Source organism: Paenibacillus sp. D51F, from assembly GCF_053345695.1.
Window position 1 is genome coordinate 1 of record NZ_JBKFAO010000009.1, and the last position, 20,608, is coordinate 20,608.

The 20,608-nt window shown below is 60.9% G+C and carries 18 protein-coding genes and 2 riboswitches; of the genes, 17 read left to right on the forward strand and 1 reads right to left on the reverse strand.

Going from position 1 to position 20,608, the window contains the following annotated elements:
- A partial coding sequence (locus tag ACLBWT_RS16640; protein ID WP_447664253.1) for a hypothetical protein occupies nt 1-218 on the forward strand: 218 nt, incomplete at its 5' end.
- Between the two features lie 368 nt (nt 219-586).
- Entirely contained in the window at nt 587-2,128 is a 1,542-nt protein-coding gene (gene guaA / locus ACLBWT_RS16645; RefSeq protein WP_447664254.1) for a glutamine-hydrolyzing GMP synthase, read from the forward strand.
- A 72-nt stretch (nt 2,129-2,200) separates the two neighbouring features.
- Here guaA and ACLBWT_RS16650 read toward each other — a convergent pair whose 3' ends face one another.
- Nucleotides 2,201-2,362 carry a hypothetical protein gene (locus tag ACLBWT_RS16650; protein WP_447664255.1) on the reverse strand — a complete coding sequence of 54 codons (162 nt, stop codon included), beginning with the start codon at nt 2,360-2,362 and terminating at the stop codon, nt 2,201-2,203.
- Nucleotides 2,363-2,456: 94 nt separating this feature from the next.
- Between ACLBWT_RS16650 and ACLBWT_RS16655 the strand changes: the two genes are divergently transcribed.
- The 15 genes from ACLBWT_RS16655 to purN all read left to right on the forward strand — a co-directional run bounded on the left by ACLBWT_RS16655 (nt 2,457) and on the right by purN (nt 20,546).
- On the forward strand, nt 2,457-3,683 hold the full coding sequence (locus ACLBWT_RS16655) for an MFS transporter (RefSeq protein ID WP_447664256.1): 1,227 nt from the start codon (nt 2,457-2,459) through the stop codon (nt 3,681-3,683).
- A 101-nt stretch (nt 3,684-3,784) separates the two neighbouring features.
- Nucleotides 3,785-3,884: riboswitch (purine riboswitch) on the forward strand.
- 215 nt (nt 3,885-4,099) lie between these two features.
- Nucleotides 4,100-5,506: an NCS2 family permease gene (locus ACLBWT_RS16660; protein WP_447664257.1), complete on the forward strand. Its 1,407-nt coding sequence runs from the start codon at nt 4,100-4,102 to the stop codon at nt 5,504-5,506.
- A 227-nt stretch (nt 5,507-5,733) separates the two neighbouring features.
- Nucleotides 5,734-6,864: a nucleotidyltransferase domain-containing protein gene (locus ACLBWT_RS16665; RefSeq protein ID WP_447664258.1), complete on the forward strand. Its 1,131-nt coding sequence runs from the start codon at nt 5,734-5,736 to the stop codon at nt 6,862-6,864.
- Nucleotides 6,865-7,204: 340 nt separating this feature from the next.
- Nucleotides 7,205-7,774, forward strand: a complete 570-nt coding sequence (locus ACLBWT_RS16670) for a nitroreductase family protein (protein ID WP_447664259.1) — start codon at nt 7,205-7,207, stop codon at nt 7,772-7,774.
- Nucleotides 7,775-7,981: 207 nt separating this feature from the next.
- Entirely contained in the window at nt 7,982-8,251 is a 270-nt protein-coding gene (locus ACLBWT_RS16675) for a hypothetical protein (RefSeq protein ID WP_447664260.1), read from the forward strand.
- Between the two features lie 125 nt (nt 8,252-8,376).
- Nucleotides 8,377-8,476, forward strand: a riboswitch (purine riboswitch).
- A 204-nt stretch (nt 8,477-8,680) separates the two neighbouring features.
- A complete protein-coding gene (gene purE / locus ACLBWT_RS16680) occupies nt 8,681-9,169 on the forward strand; it encodes a 5-(carboxyamino)imidazole ribonucleotide mutase (protein ID WP_447664261.1) in 489 nt (162 codons plus the stop codon).
- Entirely contained in the window at nt 9,163-10,365 is a 1,203-nt protein-coding gene (gene purK / locus ACLBWT_RS16685; protein ID WP_447664262.1) for a 5-(carboxyamino)imidazole ribonucleotide synthase, read from the forward strand. The genes purE and purK overlap by 7 nt, the downstream gene beginning before the upstream one ends.
- A gap of 75 nt (nt 10,366-10,440) precedes the next feature.
- Complete coding sequence (gene purB / locus ACLBWT_RS16690) at nt 10,441-11,736, forward strand: adenylosuccinate lyase (protein WP_447664263.1); 1,296 nt, start codon at nt 10,441-10,443, stop codon at nt 11,734-11,736.
- Between the two features lie 73 nt (nt 11,737-11,809).
- Nucleotides 11,810-12,709, forward strand: coding sequence for a phosphoribosylaminoimidazolesuccinocarboxamide synthase (locus tag ACLBWT_RS16695; protein WP_447664264.1), 900 nt, complete (start codon nt 11,810-11,812; stop codon nt 12,707-12,709).
- Between the two features lie 399 nt (nt 12,710-13,108).
- Nucleotides 13,109-13,354: a phosphoribosylformylglycinamidine synthase subunit PurS gene (gene purS, locus ACLBWT_RS16700; protein ID WP_174806393.1), complete on the forward strand. Its 246-nt coding sequence runs from the start codon at nt 13,109-13,111 to the stop codon at nt 13,352-13,354.
- A gap of 4 nt (nt 13,355-13,358) precedes the next feature.
- Nucleotides 13,359-14,054 carry a phosphoribosylformylglycinamidine synthase subunit PurQ gene (gene purQ / locus ACLBWT_RS16705; RefSeq protein ID WP_447664265.1) on the forward strand — a complete coding sequence of 232 codons (696 nt, stop codon included), beginning with the start codon at nt 13,359-13,361 and terminating at the stop codon, nt 14,052-14,054.
- The gene (gene purL, locus ACLBWT_RS16710; RefSeq protein WP_447664266.1) at nt 14,032-16,275 is read left to right on the forward strand and encodes a phosphoribosylformylglycinamidine synthase subunit PurL; all 2,244 of its coding nucleotides are present in this window, start codon (nt 14,032-14,034) and stop codon (nt 16,273-16,275) included. Before purQ ends, purL begins: the two co-directional genes overlap by 23 nt.
- Nucleotides 16,260-17,948 (forward strand): amidophosphoribosyltransferase, encoded by a 1,689-nt coding sequence (purF, locus tag ACLBWT_RS16715; RefSeq protein WP_447664267.1) that lies wholly within the window; start codon nt 16,260-16,262, stop codon nt 17,946-17,948. Before purL ends, purF begins: the two co-directional genes overlap by 16 nt.
- A gap of 907 nt (nt 17,949-18,855) precedes the next feature.
- Nucleotides 18,856-19,899 (forward strand): phosphoribosylformylglycinamidine cyclo-ligase, encoded by a 1,044-nt coding sequence (purM, locus tag ACLBWT_RS16720; RefSeq protein WP_447664268.1) that lies wholly within the window; start codon nt 18,856-18,858, stop codon nt 19,897-19,899.
- On the forward strand, nt 19,899-20,546 hold the full coding sequence (gene purN, locus ACLBWT_RS16725) for a phosphoribosylglycinamide formyltransferase (protein WP_447664269.1): 648 nt from the start codon (nt 19,899-19,901) through the stop codon (nt 20,544-20,546). Before purM ends, purN begins: the two co-directional genes overlap by 1 nt.
- Nucleotides 20,547-20,608 lie beyond the last annotated feature (62 nt).

Consider the following 20,608-nt stretch of genomic DNA (forward strand, 5'->3'; position numbering starts at 1 on the left):
TGGCCGCAGGCAGCGCCCGCGAGCGTGCCGCCGCGCTGGCGCCGGCGCTCGAGCCGCAGGCAGCGGCTGCTCTGCAGCGGCTTGCGGCCTGGGAGGAGGCCGCCCGCTTCGGCCCGCCGGCGGCGGCCTGGAGCGGCCCCGCGCCGGGCGAGCTTGCGGCTGCGGCTGCGCTGCTGCTGGCTCGTCCAGCCGCCGGCGCCGGCTCGTCAGGCGCCTGAAGCGCAGCGCTCGCAGTCTGCCGAAGTCCGGCGCCGGCTCGCCAGGCGCTTTGAAGACCAGCGCTCGCAGTCTGCCCCCGGCGCAGGGCTCGCAGCCTGCCGAAGCCCGGCCGTATTCCGGGCCATCCGGCGTCCGCAAGCGGAGCATGCTCCCTGGACTTCCCGAATTTGGACCGCCTGAGCGGCGCCGTATCCCGCTGCCGGGCTTCCTCGGCGAGCCGGTCTCCCCTTCTGGATGGGGAAGCCCCGGCCCGCGCGCCGCTGGTTTTCCGGGGGGATTTTACCTGCGGAGACGGCTTGCCATGCGCCTTGACTGCCCGGAGAGGGCTTGGATATAATGAGTCCAATTGATTGAGGGAGGTTCGGCAGTGAACAAGCCAAATGAAATGATCGTAGTTCTCGACTTCGGGGGACAATACAACCAGCTGATCGCGCGTCGCATCCGGGATTTGGGCGTCTACAGCGAGCTGCTGCCATACAACACGTCGGCAGAGCGGATCCGGGAACTCGCGCCCAAGGGCATCGTGTTCTCCGGCGGGCCGGCGAGCGTATATGAGGAAAATTCCCCGATGGTCGATCCGGAGATCTACGAGCTGGGGCTGCCGATTTTCGGTATTTGCTACGGCATGCAGCTGATGAGCCATCAGCTCAAGGGAAAGGTTCAACGTGCGGGCAAGCGGGAATACGGCCGCGCGGACGTGACCTTCGAGAACGGAGCCGCGCTCGCGCTCGGCCTGGAGAACACGCAGACGGTATGGATGAGCCATACGGATCTGGTTGTCGAAATGCCGGAAGGCTTCCGCTTGGATGCGGGTACGGAGCATGCGCCGATCGCGGCCATGAGCCATCCGGAGAAGAATTTCTACGCCGTCCAGTTCCATCCCGAGGTTCGCCACTCCGTGTACGGCAACGATATGATCCGCAACTTCCTGTACACGATCTGCAAATGCGAAGGCACATGGAGCATGGAAACCTTCATCGAGGACGCCGTGCGCGACATCCAGGAGAAGGTGGGAGAGACCGGACGCGTGCTCTGCGCCCTGTCCGGAGGCGTCGATTCCTCCGTTGTCGCCATGCTGGTCCACAAAGCGATCGGAGACCGCCTGACCTGCATGTTCATCGACCATGGCCTTCTGCGCAAGGGCGAAGCGGACAGCGTGATGGAGACTTTTGTCGGCAAATTCGGCATTGAAGTGATCAAGATCGACGCCAGCGAGCGGTTCCTCGGCAAGCTGAAGGGCGTGGACGATCCCGAGAAGAAGCGCAAGATCATCGGCAACGAGTTCATCTACCTGTTCCAGGAGGAGTCCGAAAAGCTGGCGAACTTCGAGTTCCTGGCGCAAGGCACCCTCTACACAGATATCGTAGAGAGCGGCACGGCGACGGCGCAGACGATCAAATCCCACCACAACGTAGGCGGGCTGCCGGAGGACATCAAGTTCAAGCTGGTCGAGCCGCTGAGCGCGCTGTTCAAGGACGAGGTCCGCAAGGTCGGCTCCGAGTGCGGATTGCCTGATGCGATCGTCTGGCGCCAGCCTTTCCCGGGTCCGGGGCTCGCGATTCGCGTACTTGGCGAAGTGACGGAGGACAAGCTGGAAATCGTGCGCGAATCCGACGCCATCTTGCGCGACGAAATCGCGAAGGCCGGCCTGGACCGCGAGATCTGGCAGTACTTCACCGCCCTTCCGGGCATGAAGAGCGTAGGCGTCATGGGCGACGCCCGCACGTATTCCTACACCGTCGGCATCCGCGCCGTCACTTCCATCGACGGCATGACGGCCGACTGGGCGCGCATCCCTTGGGATGTGCTGGAGAAAATCTCGGTGCGCATCGTCAACGAGGTCGACAACGTCAACCGCGTCGTGTACGACATCACCTCCAAGCCGCCAGCGACCATCGAGTGGGAATAAGCGAGTCTTAAATGACCTTCCGGCTGCCGCCTCAGCGGCGTGCAGCCCAGTGCGTTTCTCACCGGAGCCCTGTCATGACAGGGTTCCGGTGTTTGTTTTTTTCACCGCTCCGGCGCTGTAGCGATGCGCTGCCGAAGCTTTGCGGCGATGCGGCGGCGGAGCCGGTCGGAGAGCCGCGTCTTCATCCGTGTCCGTACCATCCGTGTCCGTGTCCGTATTTGTATCATTCGTCATCCGTCTTCATCCGTCCGTCCGAGCCGGCGGCCGGGATCTCCCGGCCCTCTCAGCCCCCATCCATGAACAATTGACCAAAGGAGCTCGACCCGTCATGCCACTCAAGCAAGAAGGCGGCCTGCTGCACGCCGAAGAGCCGATCTTCAGCTACCGACTCATCGTCCTGCTGCTGGTCGTCATTACCGCCGGAGCAAGCCAAGGCCTGCTGCTGCCGCTGCTTACGATTCTGCTCGAGCGCGGCGGCGTTCCGGAACATATCAACGGCCTCAATTCCATGGCTCTGTACATCGGCACGTTCTCGACCATGTTCTTCATCGAAAGGCCGGTGCGCCGCTTCGGCTTCCGGATCGTCATCCTCGCCGGCATCGTCATGATTATCGCGGCGACGCTGCTGTTTCCGCTGACGGCGGGCTCGTTCGCCGTCTGGTTCGCGCTTCGCATCCTTGTCGGCATCGGAGACAGCGGACTTCACTTCGCGACACAGCTTTGGATCGTCAGCCGGGCGCCGGCACGGCAACGCGGAAAATTCATCTCCCTGTACGGAATGTCGTACGGAGTCGGCTTCAGCATCGGTCCGCTCGGCATCAATCTGCTGCATTTCGGAGACCAGGCTCCGTTCCTGATCAGCGCCATGCTTTATGCGCTCGTCCTGCTGCTCGTGCTGAAGCTGCCCGCCGATCGTCCGGAGCCGAGGGAGCAGGGCGAGGCTGCCGGCTTCAGCCGCTACAAGTCGATCTACCGCGTCGCCTGGTACGCGCTGCTGCCGGCCATGCTCTACGGCATCATGGAAGCATCCATGAATACCGGCTTCCCGCTGTACGGCATCGGCATCGGCCTGGATCGCGCGGCGATCAGCGGCCTGCTGCCGGCTATCGGCATCGGCGGCCTGCTGCTGCAGCTGCCGCTCGGCATGTGGAGCGACCGCATCGGCCGCCTGCCCGTGCTGATCTTCTGCGGAGCCGGGGGCGGCCTGCTGTTCCTGGCCATTCCGCTGGCCGGATCGTCCGTATGGACGATGGCGGCGCTGATGGTCGCGGCCGGAGGGCTGGTCGGCTCGTTCTTCTCGCTCGGCCTCGCCTATGCGGCCGACATGCTTCCGAGGAACCTGCTTCCCGGCGCCAATGTTCTCGCGTCCATCCACTTCTCCGTCGGCAGCATCGCCGGTCCCGTCCTGAGCGGATACGGCCTTCGCTACCTGTCGGAGAGCAGCCTGTTCTATTTGCTCGGCGGCGCTTTTTTAATTTATGCGATTATGGGCATGATAACCAGAGGAGGAAGGACTTCCCGCGAGGCCGGCAGCGGAAAAACCCTTACTTCCTGATGAAAACAATTATTTTTTCTTTAATGTTCGGGAATAACACGAATTCCAGTCATTTGATTGTTGACATTTGTCGTAAATTCAGTAATATTAGTTACGTTCCGCAATGATAACCAACCAACCTTCGTATAATTCCGGGAATCGGCCCGGAAGTCTCTACTCGGTCACCGTAATGACCAGGCTACGAAAATTCAGGGGGCGTCCACCACGAAAGCATCTTCGGGCGGGCGTCTGCAGCTTCCATTCCATCGGACCGGCCTTGCAACGGCCTCCGATTGCTTTCTTGGACAGCCGACCTGGACCCGGGAGAGACGCCATCGCAATGCCGGCATGCCGGCTTCGAATTCCGTCTCTGCCGGGTTTTTGCTTTTTCGGATTCCGCGCAAGGAAAATAACGCATTTCGGGGGGAACTTGCATCATGGAGCGCTTCTTCAAGCTCAAAGAGAACGGAACCAACATCCGCACGGAAATTATGGCGGGCATCACGACGTTCATGACGATGGCCTATATCCTCGCCGTCAACCCGAGCATACTTTCGGCTTCCGGCCTCAGCTGGAACTCGGTGTTTTTGGCGACGGCGCTGGCCGGCGGCATCTTCACGATCGCGATGGGACTGTTCGTCAACTTCCCGGTCGCGCTCGCTCCGGGCATGGGCCTCAACGCCTACTTCGCGGCTACGATCGTGGCCTCCCAGGGGACGGACAAGCCGATCTCGCCTGCGATGGGCCTTACCGCCGTGTTTATTTCCGGCATCATCTTCATCATCCTGACCGTAACCCAGGTTCGGCAAATGCTGATCAGCGCGGTGCCGGACAGCCTCAAGCATGCGATCACCGTCGGCATCGGCCTGTTCATCGCCATCGTCGGCCTGAAGAACAGCGGCATCATGACGATCGCCGCCGAAACGGCTGTCACTGACGTGCAGAAGCATCAATACGTGGACCTGCTCAGCTTCGAATCGGTCATCCATTTCGGCGACCTCAAGGACCCGTCGGTCTACCTGACGATCATCGGCCTGATCCTCATCAGCCTGCTGCTCGTGCTGCGCATACCGGCCGCATTCCTGTGGGGAATTCTCGGCACGACGGTCGTGGCCTGGATTACGGGCAACCTCGACATTCAAGCCGGACTCAGCGGCAAAAGCTGGGCTCCGCAGTTTTCTGAGCTGAACTTCTGGCACTTCGACTTCGCGGGCATCATGCATGTCGGCATCGTCACGGTCATCCTGACGTTCACGTTCGTCGAGCTGTTCGATACATTCGGCACGCTCGTCGGCACGGCCAACCGCGCCGGCTTCATGAAAAATCCGGAAGAAGGCAAAAAACGCGTCGGCAAAGCGATGTTCGTGGACGCGATTGGCGTCGGCGGCGGCGCCGTTCTCGGTACGAGCACCGTAACGACCTATATCGAGAGCTCCGCGGGCATCGCCCAAGGCGGCCGCACCGGCCTGACCGCGGTCACGACCGGCATCTGCTTCCTGCTCTCGCTGTTCCTGGCTCCGCTGATCGCCCTGATTCCAGGCTCCGCGACGGCGGCGGCGCTCATTCTCGTCGGCCTGCTCATGATGCAGTCCGTCACCGACATCGACTTCAAGGATATGGTTTATGCCGTTCCGGCCTTCTTCACCATCATCCTGATGCCGTTCACGTACAACATCGCCAACGGCGTTTCCTTCGGCATCGTGTTCTACGTCGTGCTTGCCTTCTTCGCCAATGCGGCGGGACGCCTCCCCGAAGGCAAGGAGAAATACAAGATTCATCCGCTTATGGTGATTCTTGCGGTACTGATCGTCGCCCGCTACGTTTACCTCGGCGCGGCCGGCTGAACGGTTCCGCGCATTCGAAAACCTTCGGAACCTCGGTTCCGGAGGTTTTTTCTTTTGTCCGCAATGTCCGAAGCATGAGCTGTAAAGGCTTGTCCGATCGCTCCCTGCAGAAGGTATTAACCCGCTCTCTCCTTTCTGGAAGCTGCGGACATTTCGGTTATATCCAACCATTACCTTGAAGCTGGGGAAATAAAGGTTAGGATGAGGAGAAAAGGGGGGGTCTCACCATGCCGGACGTGTTCGAGGTTGCCGATAAGCTTGTGGATCACATCAAGGCCAATTATCCCGATGATGTCGCGCTTGCAGCCTATTATGGCTCTTACGCTCAAGGGACCGCGACGAAGCGCTCGGACTTGGATTTCTTTTTCATTCCGGCCACCGCCAGAGGTTATGAGGCGAGCCTGCAATTCATCCTGGCTGACATCAGCTTTGACTTCTGGCCCATCAGTTGGGAACGGGCGGAGAGGATGGCGGCCTTTCAGGAGGAGAAAACCTCGATCATCGCCGATTGCAAGCTGCTCTATGCGCGTTCGGATGAGGACCGCAGCCGACTTTTGCGGCTGCAGGAAAGGATTGTCGGCCTTCAGAGTCCGGAGCATGAACGCGAGTTTGTGGAGAAAGCGGAAGCAGAGCTGAGCCAGGTCTATGCCAGGCTCTACAAGCTGATCCGCGCAGGGGATTCGGGCAGCGGCGTCTATAGCCGGACGGAGGCGTCTGGAATTCTGGAGGGAGTCCTGCAAGGGCTGGCATTGCTGAACCAATCCTACTTCTCGAGAGGTTTTGGCCAAAACAAGGATCAAATACATCGGCTCCCATTGAAACCGGCGCTGCTGGATTCCTATATGCATGCCATTATGCATGGGGACCATGCGGCGGATATCCTCCATGCTTGCGAGCGGCTGACGGAAGACACCGTTGAGCTGATATCAGCTCGGAAAGAGCGCTTGAAAGGAACCCCTTCCTTCGGGGATCGCATGAAGGGGTTTTATGAAGAGGAAAAAGGAATATTGGACAAAATCCAATCGGCCTGCGAAAGAAACGATTATGATACGGCTTACTTTCATGCTGTGAAGGCGCAGGATAATATTGCCGCCTTTCTCTGCTATGCGGAGACCGGACAGTGGCCAAGCGACTTGACGCTCAACGCCGATCATCACGCCCTCTACCGGCAGGCGGGGCTGCCCGAGCTTGTTCCGCTGCTTGATCCGCACGACCTGACGCGGCTGCAGGCAGGCGCGGAACGATTGGGCGCTGCTCTGGAAAGCCATCTTCGGAGCAAAGGAGTCGAAATCAACCGCTTTTCTCATATGGCGTCATTCGAAGCTTTTCTTAAAGACGCTTCGGCAAGAGAAAAATAGAAGGAAACGAGTGCAGAGAAAATTAGGAGAAGCGAAAAGCCGAGCACGCTCGGCTTCGGCCTGAACCTCAGCCTAGAGAGCGCTTTTGACTTCATCCTCACGGAAAGCGGAAACAGCTCGTTTTACCGTTGAATGATCGAAACCGGAGCCTGATGGCTCCGGTTTTTCTTGCGCAAATAAAGGCGCGGCCGACCGCCGAATGAAAGGCCGTTTTTGTGCCCGCGCTGCGGATGGACACGATGGTTCCGGTGCCCCGCCTTTCCTGGGCGAGCATTTCACAGGTATAATAATCTCAGGCAATCTTGGACTATTCATCTCATTCGCTCAAGGAGGGACAGGAATGGAGCTACAGCAAGCAATCCGTCAGCGCCGCAGCATCGGGAAGGTCGAGGGCAGGCCGGTCGAGAAGGAGAAGATCGAACGGATCCTGGAGGCCGCTGTCTGGGCGCCCAACCATCACCACACCGAGCCTTGGAAATTTTTTGTCATGACGGGGGATGGACGCCGGGTGCTCGGAAGAGCTTATGCCAATGCCGCCTCCGACGCGCTTGCCGGACTGGAGCCGGAGGAAAGGGAGCGGAAGCTGTCGAAGGAAGAAGCCAAAGCGATGAGGGCTCCTGTCGTCATTGCAGCAGCCTGCTCGCCTTCAGACAACCCGCGCGTCATTCGTTCGGAAGAGCTCGCCGCCGTGCATGCCGCCGTTCAGAACCTTCTGCTCAGCGCTTATGAAGAAGGGCTTGGAGCGGTATGGCGCAGCGGCGATCCGATGCATCATCCAGCCATGAAGTCGGCTTTCGGTCTCAAGGACAAGGAAGAGCTGGTCGGTCTTATCTATATCGGCTACCCCGATATGACAGCGCCGGAAGGCCGTCGCATTTCGGCTAAAGACAAGACGTTCTGGATCAACTGATTCCTTGACCGGGCGTGGAGCTTGCCTGCCCGCTCATCCCTATGAAAACCCTCTTGTCGAGGGTTTTTTCTTTTTGGTCCTTAAAAAAGATCCGGAAGGGATATCCGAGAATGTGGAATAAAGTTCGGATTTAGAGAGATTCTTGAGTGGGAAAAGAAATTATTATGTCAGTATTCTTGACGCCGAATGAAGAAGGGTTGTTCGGATTTGGAGATATGGCATAATAGCTGTCATGGAATTGGCGACCTGAATAGCGAAAGGTGTCCGAGGAATCGTTTCCTTGAGAAAAGCCGGATTGAACCTCGATTTTTGCTGTCGTCGATGAAGGAAATGAGCCTGCCGCTGAAGCGTTTCGGCTTGCAGGACAACGAGGAAGATCGAGGCCATGCATGGAATTGGCGTTGCGGAGCCAACTGCATTTTTCATTTGAAGGCGGCTTTATCAAAAGCGAACTTTAATAGCATTATTTTTCATTAATGTTCGTGTTTTTGAGTTGACAGGCTCTGCTCAGGTTGGTAAACTAGGAAGGCAGAGCGGGCGGGGAGCGGTTTGAATTATCCTGAGATTGTCGAATCTTGTAGGAGGCCGCATTACCTTGCTCCGCATATTATTTTCAAGCAACTCGTATATCTTCGGGAATCGGCCCGAAAGTTTCTACCCGGCGACCTTAATCGACGGACTACGGGATGCCGGAAGCAGGCTGGCTGTCCACGACTGGAGAGCGAGCTGTTTGGCTTCGGCTGCGCTTTTTCAGCGTACTTACATCCCGCAGGCTTTCGAGTCGCCCGTGCCGGATTCTCCCTACCCGGAGATTCCGCCGGCTGGCCGGCATGCGGTTTTTTTTGTTTCCGGCATCCGATCGGATTTTTCGCACAAGGAATATAGACAAAGGCGGGATGAACAATCATGACTGCTATCGTGGGCGTCATTATGGGCAGCAAATCCGACTGGGAAACGATGAAGCTTGCCTGCGGCATTCTGGATGAGCTTGGAATTCCTTATGAGAAGAAGGTCGTATCCGCTCACCGGACCCCTGATCTGATGTTCCAATATGCCGAGACCGCTGTCGAGCGAGGGCTGAAGGTCATTATCGCCGGAGCCGGCGGAGCGGCTCACTTGCCCGGAATGGTAGCCGCGAAAACGGCGCTTCCGGTTATTGGCGTTCCCGTCAAATCGTCGAGCCTGAGCGGACTCGATTCGCTTCTGTCTATCGTGCAGATGCCGGCCGGCGTTCCCGTCGCCACGGTGGCGATCGGCCATGCAGGAGCAAGCAACGCAGGACTGCTGGCCGCGCAGATTCTCGGAGCATTCGATCCGGAGATCAGGCGGCTCATCGAAGAGCGGCGCGAAGCCATCAAGCTGCAGGTGCTGGAAAGCGGCGAAGAGCTATGCTGAATTCCGGCAGGGCGACAGGAAGCGGCAGCGGAGCTGTACCGACCGATCAAGCGCTCGTCATACCGCCGGGATCGACGGTAGGCATCCTTGGGGGCGGGCAGCTCGGCCGCATGATGGCGCTGGCCGGCAGCGCGATGGGCTACCGCTTCGTGGCGCTTGATCCTGCGGATGACGGGCCTTGCGCTCAGGTTGCCGAGAGCATCGCTGCGGGCTACGACGATCGGGAGGCGGCTCGGGAGCTGGCGTCGCGCGCGGACGTCATCACGTACGAGTTCGAGAACGTGGATGCGGGAGTCGCCGCCATGCTGGCGGAGCAATCCTACGTGCCGCAAGGAAGCGAGCTACTCTATACGACGCAGCACCGGCTGCGGGAGAAGCGGGCGATCGAGGCGGCGGGAGCGCGCGTCGCTCCGTACGAGGAGATTCCAAGCGAGGAAGGCTTGCGCGAGGCTTGCGGCCGTCTTGGCTTGCCGGCGGTGCTGAAGACGGCGACCGGCGGCTACGACGGCAAAGGGCAATGGGTCATCCGCAGCGAGGCGGAGATTCCGGCAGCCTATGCGGAGCTGAGCCGATCCGGAGCGGAGCTGGTGCTGGAGCAGTTCGTTTCCTTCCGGATGGAGCTGAGCGTCATCGCCGCCCGGAGCTCTCTGGGCGAGGTGAAGACGTTTCCGGCTGCGGAAAATATCCACATCGACAACATTCTCCATCTATCCGTCGTTCCGCCCCGCGTCCCCGCCGCCGTTCTGGAGGAAGCCGAGCGGCTGGCGGTCCGGATCGCGGAAGGGCTTGAAGTCGTCGGCCTGATCGCGGTGGAGCTGTTCCTGACCGAGGAAGGGGAGCTGTTCGTCAACGAGCTGGCCCCGCGTCCCCACAACAGCGGCCATTATACGATGGAAGCCTGCCGCACTTCGCAGTTCGAGCAGCATGTCCGCGCGATATGCGGCTTGCCGCTCGGGGATGTGGGCCTCATGAGCCCCGTCGTCATGGTGAACGTGCTCGGCCAGCATGTGGAGCCGCTGGTGCGGCATCTGTCGCAGCGCGATGGAGAAGCCGCCAGGCTTGGCGCCGTCCCGAAGCTGCATCTGTACGGCAAGGCGGAGGCGAAGCCTAACCGCAAGATGGGCCATGTCAACGTGCTCGCTCCGGACACGGCCGCGGCGCTGGAGTGGATCCGCGGAACGGGAATCTGGAGCTGAACCGGCCGGCCGTCATAAGGATCGGCCGACTGAAGCAAGCGGCTTCGAATAAATCAGACAAAGGTGGATGAATGCATGCTTGAGCGTTACAGCAGGCCCGAGATGAGGGCGGTTTGGACGGAAGAGAACAAATTCAAGGCGTGGCTGGAGGTCGAGATCTGCGCTTGCGAGGCATGGTCCGAGCTTGGAGTCATCCCGCGCGAGGATGTAGCCGCGATCCGCGAGAAAGCCGGCTTCGACATCGACCGGATCAACGAGATCGAGCTGGAGACGCGCCATGACGTCATCGCCTTCACCCGCGCCGTCTCGGAGACGCTCGGAGCCGAGCGCAAATGGGTTCATTACGGCCTCACCTCCACCGACGTCGTGGATACGGCGATGGGATACATCCTCCGTCAGGCCAATGAGATTCTGGAGAAGGATCTGACCCATTTCATCGAAATACTGCGCGGACAAGCCGTAACGTACAAGGACACCGTGATGATGGGCCGCACCCATGGCGTCCACGCGGAGCCGACGACGTTCGGTCTGAAGCTCGCTCTCTGGTACGAGGAAATGAAGCGCAACCTGGACCGCTTCCGCCATGCGGCCGACGGCGTGCAGTTCGGCAAAATCTCCGGCGCTGTAGGCACCTACGCGAACATCGACCCGTTCGTGGAAGAGTTCGTCTGCCGCAAGCTGGGCACGAAGCCGGCGCCGATCAGCACGCAGACGCTGCAGCGCGACCGCCATGCGGAGTATATGGCGACGCTTGCCCTGATCGCGACGTCGCTCGACAAGTTCGCGACCGAGATCCGCGCTCTTCAGAAGAGCGAGTTCCGCGAGGTGGAGGAGCCTTTCGCCAAGGGGCAGAAGGGATCATCCGCGATGCCGCACAAGCGCAATCCGATCGGCTGCGAGAACATCTCCGGCCTTGCCCGCGTCATCCGCGGCCATATGATCAGCGCCTACGAGAACGTGCCGCTCTGGCATGAGCGCGACATCAGCCACTCCTCGGTGGAGCGCGTCATCCTGCCGGATGCGACGATGCTGCTGAACTACATGCTGAACCGTCTGGGCAATATTCTGAAGAACCTGCAGGTATTCCCGGAAAACATGAAGCGCAACATGGGCCGCACGTTCGGCGTGCCGTTCTCCGGCCGCGTCATGACCAAGCTCATCGACAAGGGCTTCAGCCGCGAGCAGGCGTACGACACCGTCCAGCCCCGCGCGATGCAAGCCTGGGAGGAGCAGCGCCAGTTCCGCGACATCATCGGCTCGACGCCGGAGATCACAGCGGTGCTGAGCGCGGAAGAGCTCGACGACGCGTTCAACCCGAGCTGGCATTTGAAGCATGTCGATACCATATTCCGCCGGCTGGAGCTTATCTAGGCAGCATTGCAGCCGCCTTATTTCCGGAGCAAGATCCATTCATTTATTTCTAATTGAGGCAGGGGAGAAAATCATGGCCGCAACGTCCGAAGCGCTGTCCACGGCAGCGGATCTTATCCAGGCGCCGCTGCTCTACAAGGGCAAGGTGCGGGAGCTGTACGATCTTGGCGAGCATTATCTTATCGTCGTGACGGACCGCATCAGCGCGTTTGATTACATGCTTGACCCGGCCGTGCCGGACAAGGGCAATGTGCTGAACCGGCTGAGCGCCTTCTGGTTCGAGCAGACGGCCGGCATCCAGGCGGGCCATGTCGTCCATACAGACGTGGAGCGGCTTGGCGGCATTGTCACCGACAAGGAGGCATTGCGCAACCGCATCATGGTGACCCGCAAGGCTGAGCGCATCGATATCGAATGCGTCGTGCGCGGATACATCACGGGCGGAGGCTGGAAGCAATACCGGCAGAACGGCGAGATCAACGGCATCAAGCTGCCGGAAGGGCTGCGCAAAAACGAGCGGTTCCCGGAGCCGATCTTCACTCCCGCCGCCAAAAACGATGTCGGCCATGACGAGGACATCCCGTTCTCCCGGATGGAAGAACTCGTCGGCGCCGATATCGCGGCCCAATTGCGGGACCGCAGCATCCGGCTGTATGAATTTGCCCGCGGATACTGCGCGGAGCGCGGCATCATCCTTGCCGATTGCAAGTTCGAGTTCGGCCTGATCGACGGCGAGATCATCCTGATCGATGAGATCTTCACGCCGGATTCCTCCCGCTTCTGGGCGGAGGACAAGTACGTGCTGGACGCCGACATCGACAGCATGGACAAGCAGATCGTCCGCGACTACCTGCTCGGGACCGACTGGGACCAGGACAGCAAGCCGGCTCCTCTGCCCGAGGCTGTCGTCTCGAAGACGACGGAGCGTTACCGGGAGATCTATCGCCTTCTGACCGGCGCGGAGCTGGTATAGGGCCATTACAGGCAGGCGCAGAATTAGCCGAAGAATTCGTCTAATTGGGCCGTCAGGACGATCCCGGAGCAGAATTAGCCGAAAAAGTCGTCTATTCGGCTGCCAGGACGATCCCGGAGCAAAATTAGCCGAAAAAGTCGTCTAATTCGGCCGTCAGGACGATCCCGGAGCAGAATTAGCCGAAAAAGTCGTCTAATTCGGCCGTCAGGACGATCCCGGAGCAGAATTAGCCGAAGAATTCGTCTAATTCGGCCATCAGGACGATTCCCGGTCCAACAGCATCGGAGGATCGGCCCCTTGCGCGCAGCGGATTTCGGACTGTGCAGCTGGCAAGCCAATCTAGCTCTTCGTCCTTCTTCATCTACAACGAAATCACATTCCCCCATAAGAGGAGTTGCCATAATGAAAGCAACGGTATACGTGACGATCAAGCAGAACGTGCTGGACCCGCAGGGAACAGCCGTGCAGGGAGCGCTTCACAGCATGGGCTTTGCGGAAGTGGACAAAGTGCGCATCGGCAAATACCTGGAGCTGACACTGGACACCGAAGACCGTGCCGAAGCGGAGCAGCGGGTGCGCGCCATGTGCGAGAAGCTGCTGGCGAACACCGTCGTCGAAGACTATCGCTTCGAGCTGGAGGGCTGAGCCGATGAAGTTTGCGGTCATCGTTTTCCCGGGCTCCAACTGCGACATCGACTGCTACAAGGCCGTTGAAGAAACGATCGGACAGTCCGTCGACTATGTCTGGCACACGGCAACCGACCTCTCGGCGTACGACGCGATTCTCGTGCCGGGCGGCTTCTCTTACGGGGATTACCTGCGCTGCGGCGCGATCGCTCGTTTTGCCCCGGTCATGAACGAGGTCGTCAAGGCGGCTGAGGCTGGCAAATACGTGCTCGGCATCTGCAACGGCTTCCAGATTCTGACCGAGGCGGGACTGCTGCCGGGAGCGCTGCTGCGCAACCGGGACCTGAAGTTCCTTTGCCACCAGTCGCCTCTCGAGGTCGTCAACGCGGCGACTCCTTTTACGAACCAATACGCGCAGGGCGAGGTCATCTCGATCCCGATCGCCCACGGCGAAGGCAACTACTACTGCGACGACGAGACGCTTGAACGCCTCCGGGCGAACAACCAGATCGTCTTCCGCTACGCGAACGGCGGCAATCCGAACGGCTCCGTCTATGACATCGCCGGCGTCTCCAACGAGCGCGGCAACGTCGTCGGCATGATGCCGCATCCGGAGCGCGCGGTAGATCAGATTCTCGGCTCCGAAGACGGCAAGCGGATGTTTACATCGATTTTGAACGCATGGAGGGAACAGCATGACGCAGCAGTTAACAGCTAAGGAACCGACGGCGGAGCAGATTGCCGAGCAGAAGATCTACCAGCAGTTCGGCGTAACCGATCATGAGTATGAGCTTATCTGCGGTTTCATGGGCCGCCTGCCGAACTACACCGAGATCGGCGTATTCAGCGTCATGTGGTCGGAGCACTGCTCCTACAAGAATTCCAAGCCGATTCTGAGGAAGTTCCCGGTGACGGGACCGAAGGTGCTCATGGGTCCGGGCGAAGGCGCGGGCATCGTCGATATCGGTGACAATCAGGCGGTCGTGTTCAAAATCGAATCGCATAACCATCCGTCCGCAGTCGAGCCTTATCAGGGCGCCGCGACCGGCGTCGGCGGCATCATCCGCGACATCTTCTCCATGGGCGCGCGCCCGGTGGCGCTGCTGAACAGCCTTCGCTTCGGCAAGCTGGAAAATGACCGCGTCAAATACCTCTTCGAGCATGTCGTCAGCGGCATTGCCGGCTACGGCAACTGCATCGGCATTCCGACCGTCGCGGGCGAGGTGATGTTCGACGAGAGCTACGAGGGCAATCCGCTCGTCAACGCGATGTGCGTCGGCCTCATCGACCATGACAAAATCCAGCGCGGCGTCGCCAAAGGCGTCGGCAACCCGGTGTTCTACGTCGGTCCCGCCACGGGCCGCGACGGCATCCACGGCGCGACCTTCGCTTCCGTCGAATTATCGGAAGAATCCGAAGAGAAGCGCACTGCCGTCCAGGTCGGCGATCCGTTCATGGAGAAGCTCGTCATGGAAGCGACGCTTGAGCTGATCAATTCCGGCATCGTGCTCGGCATCCAGGACATGGGCGCGGCCGGCCTCACCTGCTCCAGCGCCGAGATGGCGTCCAAGGCCGGCAACGGCCTCGAGCTGTACCTCGACGAGGTGCCGCAGCGCGAGGAAGGCATGACGCCCTACGAGATGATGCTGTCCGAGTCGCAGGAGCGCATGCTGTTCGTCGTCACGCCGGAGAACGAAGCTCAGGCGCGTGAAATCTTCGACCGTTGGGGCGTCATCTGCGCCAAGGTCGGCAAGGTGACCGACGACGGCCGCCTGCGCCTGTTCCATCAAGGCGAGGAAGTCGCCGACATGCCGGTCACCGCGCTCGTCGACGAATGCCCGGTGTACGACAAGCCATCCAAGGAGCCGGCCTATTATGCGGCGAACGCAAGCGTAGATACGGCTGCCTATGGCGAAGCCGCCGACCTGAACGCCGCTCTGGAAAAGGTTCTTGCCTCCCCGACGGTTGCAAGCAAGGAATGGGTGTACAAGCAGTACGACCATATGGTCCGCACCAGCACGGCGGTTCCGCCGGGCTCCGACGCGGCGGTCGTGACGATTCCCGGCACGCGCAAGGCGCTGGCGATGACGACTGACTGCAACGGCCGCTACGTCTATCTCGATCCCGAGGTCGGCGGCGCGATTGCGGTCGCCGAAGCGGCGCGCAACATCGTCTGCTCGGGCGCCGAGCCGCTGGCGATCACGGACAACCTGAACTTCGGCAACCCGGAGAAGCCGGAAGTATTCTGGCAGCTGGAGAAATCCGCAGACGGCATGAGCGAAGCCTGCCGCGTGCTGGAGACGCCGGTCATCGGCGGCAACGTCAGCCTGTACAACGAGAACGCCAAGGGCGCCATCTACCCGACGCCGGTCATCGGCATGGTCGGCCTCGTGGAGGATATCAGCCATATTACGACGCAGGAATTCAAGAATGCCGGCGACTCCATCATCCTGCTCGGGGAAACGAAGGCCGAGCTTGGCGGCAGCGAGCTGCAGCATGTGCTGGAAGGCAAGACGGAAGGACGTCCTCCGGGCCTCGATCTCTCTGTGGAGAAGAAGCTGCTCGAAGCCGTCCTGACTGCCATCCGTGGCGGTCTCGTCGCCTCGGCTCACGACCTGTCCGAGGGCGGCCTGGCTGTCGCTCTGGCGGAATCCGCTTTTGGCCGCGGACTCGGCGCCGAAGTGAACGTGGCGACGGACCTTCGTCCGGACCACGCGCTGTTCAGCGAATCGCAGTCGCGCATCCTGCTGAGCGCATCGCAGGACAACAAGGCGGCGCTGCTGGCGCTGCTCGCGGAGCGCGGCGTTCCGCATGCGGAGATCGGCACGGTCGGCGGAGACGAGCTCCTCATCAAGGTGAACGGCAAGCCCGGCGTGCAGGCCCCGGTAGGCGAGCTCCGGAAAGTCTGGAAGGATGCGATTCCATGTCTGATGAAGTAAGCATAGCGGTCCAGCTCGGCTCCCGCTGGGGAGAGGACGTTTCATCCGCCGCTCCCGAGCTGGACGGTGACGGCATAGCGCTGACGGGTTCGGCGCCGGAGCTGCCGGCTCCCGGGGGCTTGCCTATAGGCGGTTCAGTACCCGAGGTTCAGCCTGCCGACACCACAGTACCCGCCCGCCGACTTTCCGGCTCCAAATCCGAGGAGCTCCAAGCTGTGTCCCGCACATGGGAAAATGCCCATTACAATGCGGGCATCGGCCGCGACGACATTTTCGACAAGCTCAAGGAAGAATGCGGCGTATTCGGGGTATTCAATACCCCTGACGCTTCATCTCTGGCCTATTACGGCCTGCATGCGCTGCAGCATCGCGGCGAGGAAAGCTCCGGCGTCTGTACCGTGGACAGCTCGGACGGCAGCTTCGCTTACCATCGCGGCATGGGACTCGTGAAAGAAGTGTTCACGACGGACATCCTGGCCTCGCTGCCGGGCGACCGCGCGATCGGCCATGTCCGTTATTCCACCTCCGGGGGCAGCCAGCTCGGCAATGCTCAGCCTCTGGTATTCAAGTACCGGGGCGGCGACCTCGCCGTGGCGACCAATGGCAACATCGTCAACGCGCCGTCGATCCGCCGCGAGCTGGAGGCGCAGGGCTCGATCTTCCAGACGACGAGCGACACCGAGGTCATCGCGCATCTTATCGCACGCTCGTCCAAGGACTTCGTCGAAGCCGCCAAGGACGCGCTTCAGCGGATCATCGGCGGCTTCGCCTTCCTGATCATGACCAATGATCTGCTGCTCGTCGCCTCCGATCCGAACGGCCTGCGTCCGCTTGTCATGGGCCGTCTTGGCGAGGGCTACGTCTTCGCCTCGGAAACCTGCGCGTTCGAGACGATCGGCGCGACGTACGTCCGCGACGTCCAGCCGGGAGAGCTGCTGATCCTCGACAAGGACGGTCTGCGTGCCGACCGCTTCGAGCAGGAGCAGCGCCGGGCATCCTGCGCGATGGAGTACATCTACTTCGCGCGCCCCGACAGCGACATCAACGAGGTCAACATCCATACCGCCCGCAAGCAGATGGGCCGCCGCCTCGCGGTGGAGGCGTTTGTCGACGCCGACATCGTCACGGGCGTGCCGGATTCCAGCATTTCCGCCGCCATCGGCTATGCGGAGCAGACAGGCATTCCGTATGAGATGGGCCTCATCAAAAACAAATACACCGGCCGCACGTTCATCCAGCCGTCGCAGGAGCTGCGCGAGAAGGGCGTCAAGATGAAGCTGTCCGCCGTCCGCAAAATCGTCGAGGGCAAGCGCGTCGTCATGATCGACGACTCCATCGTTCGCGGCACGACGTCCCTGCGGATCGTCAACATGCTCCGCGAGGCCGGAGCGAAGGAAGTGCATGTGCGGATCAGCTCTCCGCCGTTCGCCAACCCTTGCTATTACGGCATCGACACGCCGGACCGGCGCGAGCTGATCGCCTCGTCGAAGACGGTCGAGGAGATCCGTCAGGCGATCAACGCCGACTCGCTGTATTTCCTCAGCGCCGAGGGCTTGATCGAGGCGGCTTCCGTTCCGGGCGACTCCAAGGGCGGCGGCCTCTGCCTCGCCTGCTTCACGAATGAGTACCCGACTCCGATCGACGAGAGCTCGGACAAGAGCTGTAGCTGCTAGGGGCGTTTTGGTGATTGCCGCTGCGAAAGCGGACGGTTCCTCCGATCGCTGTTGAACCCGGATTCCTCGATTGAAGTTTTAGTCAGGGATGGAATCCGGCTTCAAATGCGAGCGCTGGCGCTTCTCCGGAATCCGTCCGCCTTCTCCGCTTTCCCCCTAACCGCTCCAGCCAATTCCTTCCCTCCAGCCGAGGAAAGAGAGGGGGAAGCCCGGCATCGCAGCTCGCCGGCGCAGCCAAAAGCAGCCGCTCCGCCTTCCGTCGCGGAAGCTTCGCCGGGGTAGCAGCTACGGCCAGCCCACAGGGCTCGCACACTCGCATCCCGCGAGTTCAGAGCTGGCGGCTACGGCGGTGCCGCTCGAACAGGCTTCGCGCTGCCCGGTACTGGCAGGCTAAGCAACCTGAAGTGACGAGGACCAGCCGCAGCTGTCCCGGCAGCAAGAACAGCCGCTCGCCGTGCATTCGGCGAGCGGCCGAGAATGAGCCTGGAGCGGTGCTAGACCGCACAGGCATGCTCTTGCCGGCGGGTTCATCCGCCCGGCCATCCAGGCCCGCCAGCGCAGGGCCTGCAAGTAGGACTTGCCGCCCTCAAGCGCGGTTGCGCGAGTGGCGAGACCATCCCTAAAAAAGCGTGTTGACGAAGGCATTGCCGCTCGTTGGCGAGCTTTTGGCCTTTCCAACGAGGCAGCGTTGGCATTCAAGATCGGCGCAGCCTGACCGCTCGAATCCGTAGAAGCTTTAGCGTTCGCATTTGAAGACGGATGGCTTCCTTGTAATCGTACATTCAGGCCATCCGGCTTCAACAGCGATCGGAGGATCGGGCGGTCGGGCGGAGCCAGCATTTGACTTCCATCAGGCGAAGCCATTTCAGCCAGTCCATGTTTTTCATACCAAAGGAGTGAACGTTCAGTGGCAGAGGCATACAAGCAGGCCGGAGTCGACATCGCGGCGGGCAACGAAGCGGTCGAACGGATGAAGAAGCATGTGAAAAGAACGCTCCGCCCCGAGGTGCTGGGCGGCCTGGGCGGCTTCGGAGGCATGTTCGGCCTCGACAAGGACAAGTATGAGGAGCCGGTGCTCGTCTCCGGCACCGACGGCGTCGGCACGAAGCTGATGCTCGCTTTTGCCATGGACAAGCATGACACGATCGGCATCGACGCCGTCGCCATGTGCGTGAACGACATCATCGTGCAGGGCGCCGAGCCGCTGTTCTTCCTCGACTACCTGGCGACAGGCAAGGTGGAGCCGTCCAAGATCGAGGCGATCGTCGCCGGCATCGCCGAAGGCTGCGTGCAGGCAGGCTGCGCCCTGATCGGGGGCGAGACAGCCGAGATGCCGGGCATGTACACGCCGGAGGAATACGATATCGGCGGCTTCACGGTCGGCGTCGTCGACCGCAAGAAGATCATCGACGGCACGACGATCGCGCCGGGAGACGCTGTCATCGGCCTGGCCTCGAGCGGCATCCACAGCAACGGCTACTCGCTCGTGCGCCGGCTGCTGCTGGAGCAGACGGGCTACGGCCTGCAGGATGAGCTCCAGGAGCTCGGCGGCAAGAAGCTGGGCCACGTCCTCCTCGAGCCGACGAAAATCTACGTCAAGCCGGCTCTGGAGCTGATCAACCGCGTCGAGGTGAAGGGCATGGCCCATATTACCGGCGGCGGCTTCATCGAGAACATCCCGCGCGTGCTGCCGGAAGGCGTGAATGTGGAGATTCAATACGGCAGCTGGCCGATCCAGCCGATTTTCTCGCTCATGCAGGAAAAAGGCGCCATCACGCATCGCGACATGTTCACGACGTTCAACATGGGCATCGGCCTCGTCGTCGTCGTGCCTGCCGATCAGGCAGAGGCGGCCGTCGCCGCGGCGAACGAGCTGGGCGAGCGGGCTTTCCGCATCGGCACGGTCACGGAGGGCAGCCGCATCGTCACGTTCCGCGGAGCCGACGTCTAATGGCGCCATTGCGCATAGCGGTTTTCGCCTCTGGCGAGGGCAGCAACTTCGCGGCGCTGGCCGCGGCGGCATCCGGCGGCCGTCTGGCCGGCGCGTCGGTGGAGCTGCTTGTCTGCGACAGGCCGTCGGCCCCCGTCGTCGCCAAGGCGCAGGCTGCAGGCATCGACGCCTGGACCTTTGCCCCCAAGGATTATGCTTCCCGCGAACAATATGAGAGCGAGATTTTGGCCGAGCTGCGGCAGCGAGGCGTCGGCCTCGTCATGCTGGCGGGTTATATGCGTATTTTGACGCCGATCCTTGTCGAAGCATTTGAAGGCAAAATCATCAACATCCATCCGTCGCTGCTGCCGGCATTTCCGGGCATGCATGCGATCCGCCAGGCGCTGGAGCACGGCTCCAAGGTGACGGGAGTCACCGTGCATTTCGTCGACGGAGGCCTCGACAGCGGTCCGATCATCGCCCAGCGCGCGATCGAGATCGGCGAGGACGAGACGGAGGCTTCCCTCGCGGAGCGCATGCATGCGGCGGAAAACGTCCTTTATCCTTGGGTCGTGAGGCAGTTCGCCGCAGGCCTCATCACGCTGGAGGGCCGCCGGGTCCGGCTTCCGGACAGCATCGTGCCGGAGAACGATTCGGAGGATAAATAGTCAGCGACATTTAATCCGCCATTATGAAATTCATTTAATACAACCGATCAGGAGGGGACAAA

Coding starts and splice junctions, on each gene's coding strand:
- ACLBWT_RS16650 (WP_447664255.1), bottom strand. CDS start 2,362: ATGACGAATGATACAAATACGGACACGGACACGGATGGTACGGACACG.
- purF (WP_447664267.1), top strand. CDS start 16,260: ATGTCTGATGAAGTAAGCATAGCGGTCCAGCTCGGCTCCCGCTGGGGA.
- purQ (WP_447664265.1), top strand. CDS start 13,359: ATGAAGTTTGCGGTCATCGTTTTCCCGGGCTCCAACTGCGACATCGAC.
- ACLBWT_RS16660 (WP_447664257.1), top strand. CDS start 4,100: ATGGAGCGCTTCTTCAAGCTCAAAGAGAACGGAACCAACATCCGCACG.
- purE (WP_447664261.1), top strand. CDS start 8,681: ATGACTGCTATCGTGGGCGTCATTATGGGCAGCAAATCCGACTGGGAA.
- ACLBWT_RS16695 (WP_447664264.1), top strand. CDS start 11,810: ATGGCCGCAACGTCCGAAGCGCTGTCCACGGCAGCGGATCTTATCCAG.
- purL (WP_447664266.1), top strand. CDS start 14,032: ATGACGCAGCAGTTAACAGCTAAGGAACCGACGGCGGAGCAGATTGCC.
- ACLBWT_RS16670 (WP_447664259.1), top strand. CDS start 7,205: ATGGAGCTACAGCAAGCAATCCGTCAGCGCCGCAGCATCGGGAAGGTC.
- ACLBWT_RS16655 (WP_447664256.1), top strand. CDS start 2,457: ATGCCACTCAAGCAAGAAGGCGGCCTGCTGCACGCCGAAGAGCCGATC.
- ACLBWT_RS16665 (WP_447664258.1), top strand. CDS start 5,734: ATGCCGGACGTGTTCGAGGTTGCCGATAAGCTTGTGGATCACATCAAG.
- purN (WP_447664269.1), top strand. CDS start 19,899: ATGGCGCCATTGCGCATAGCGGTTTTCGCCTCTGGCGAGGGCAGCAAC.
- purB (WP_447664263.1), top strand. CDS start 10,441: ATGCTTGAGCGTTACAGCAGGCCCGAGATGAGGGCGGTTTGGACGGAA.
- purK (WP_447664262.1), top strand. CDS start 9,163: ATGCTGAATTCCGGCAGGGCGACAGGAAGCGGCAGCGGAGCTGTACCG.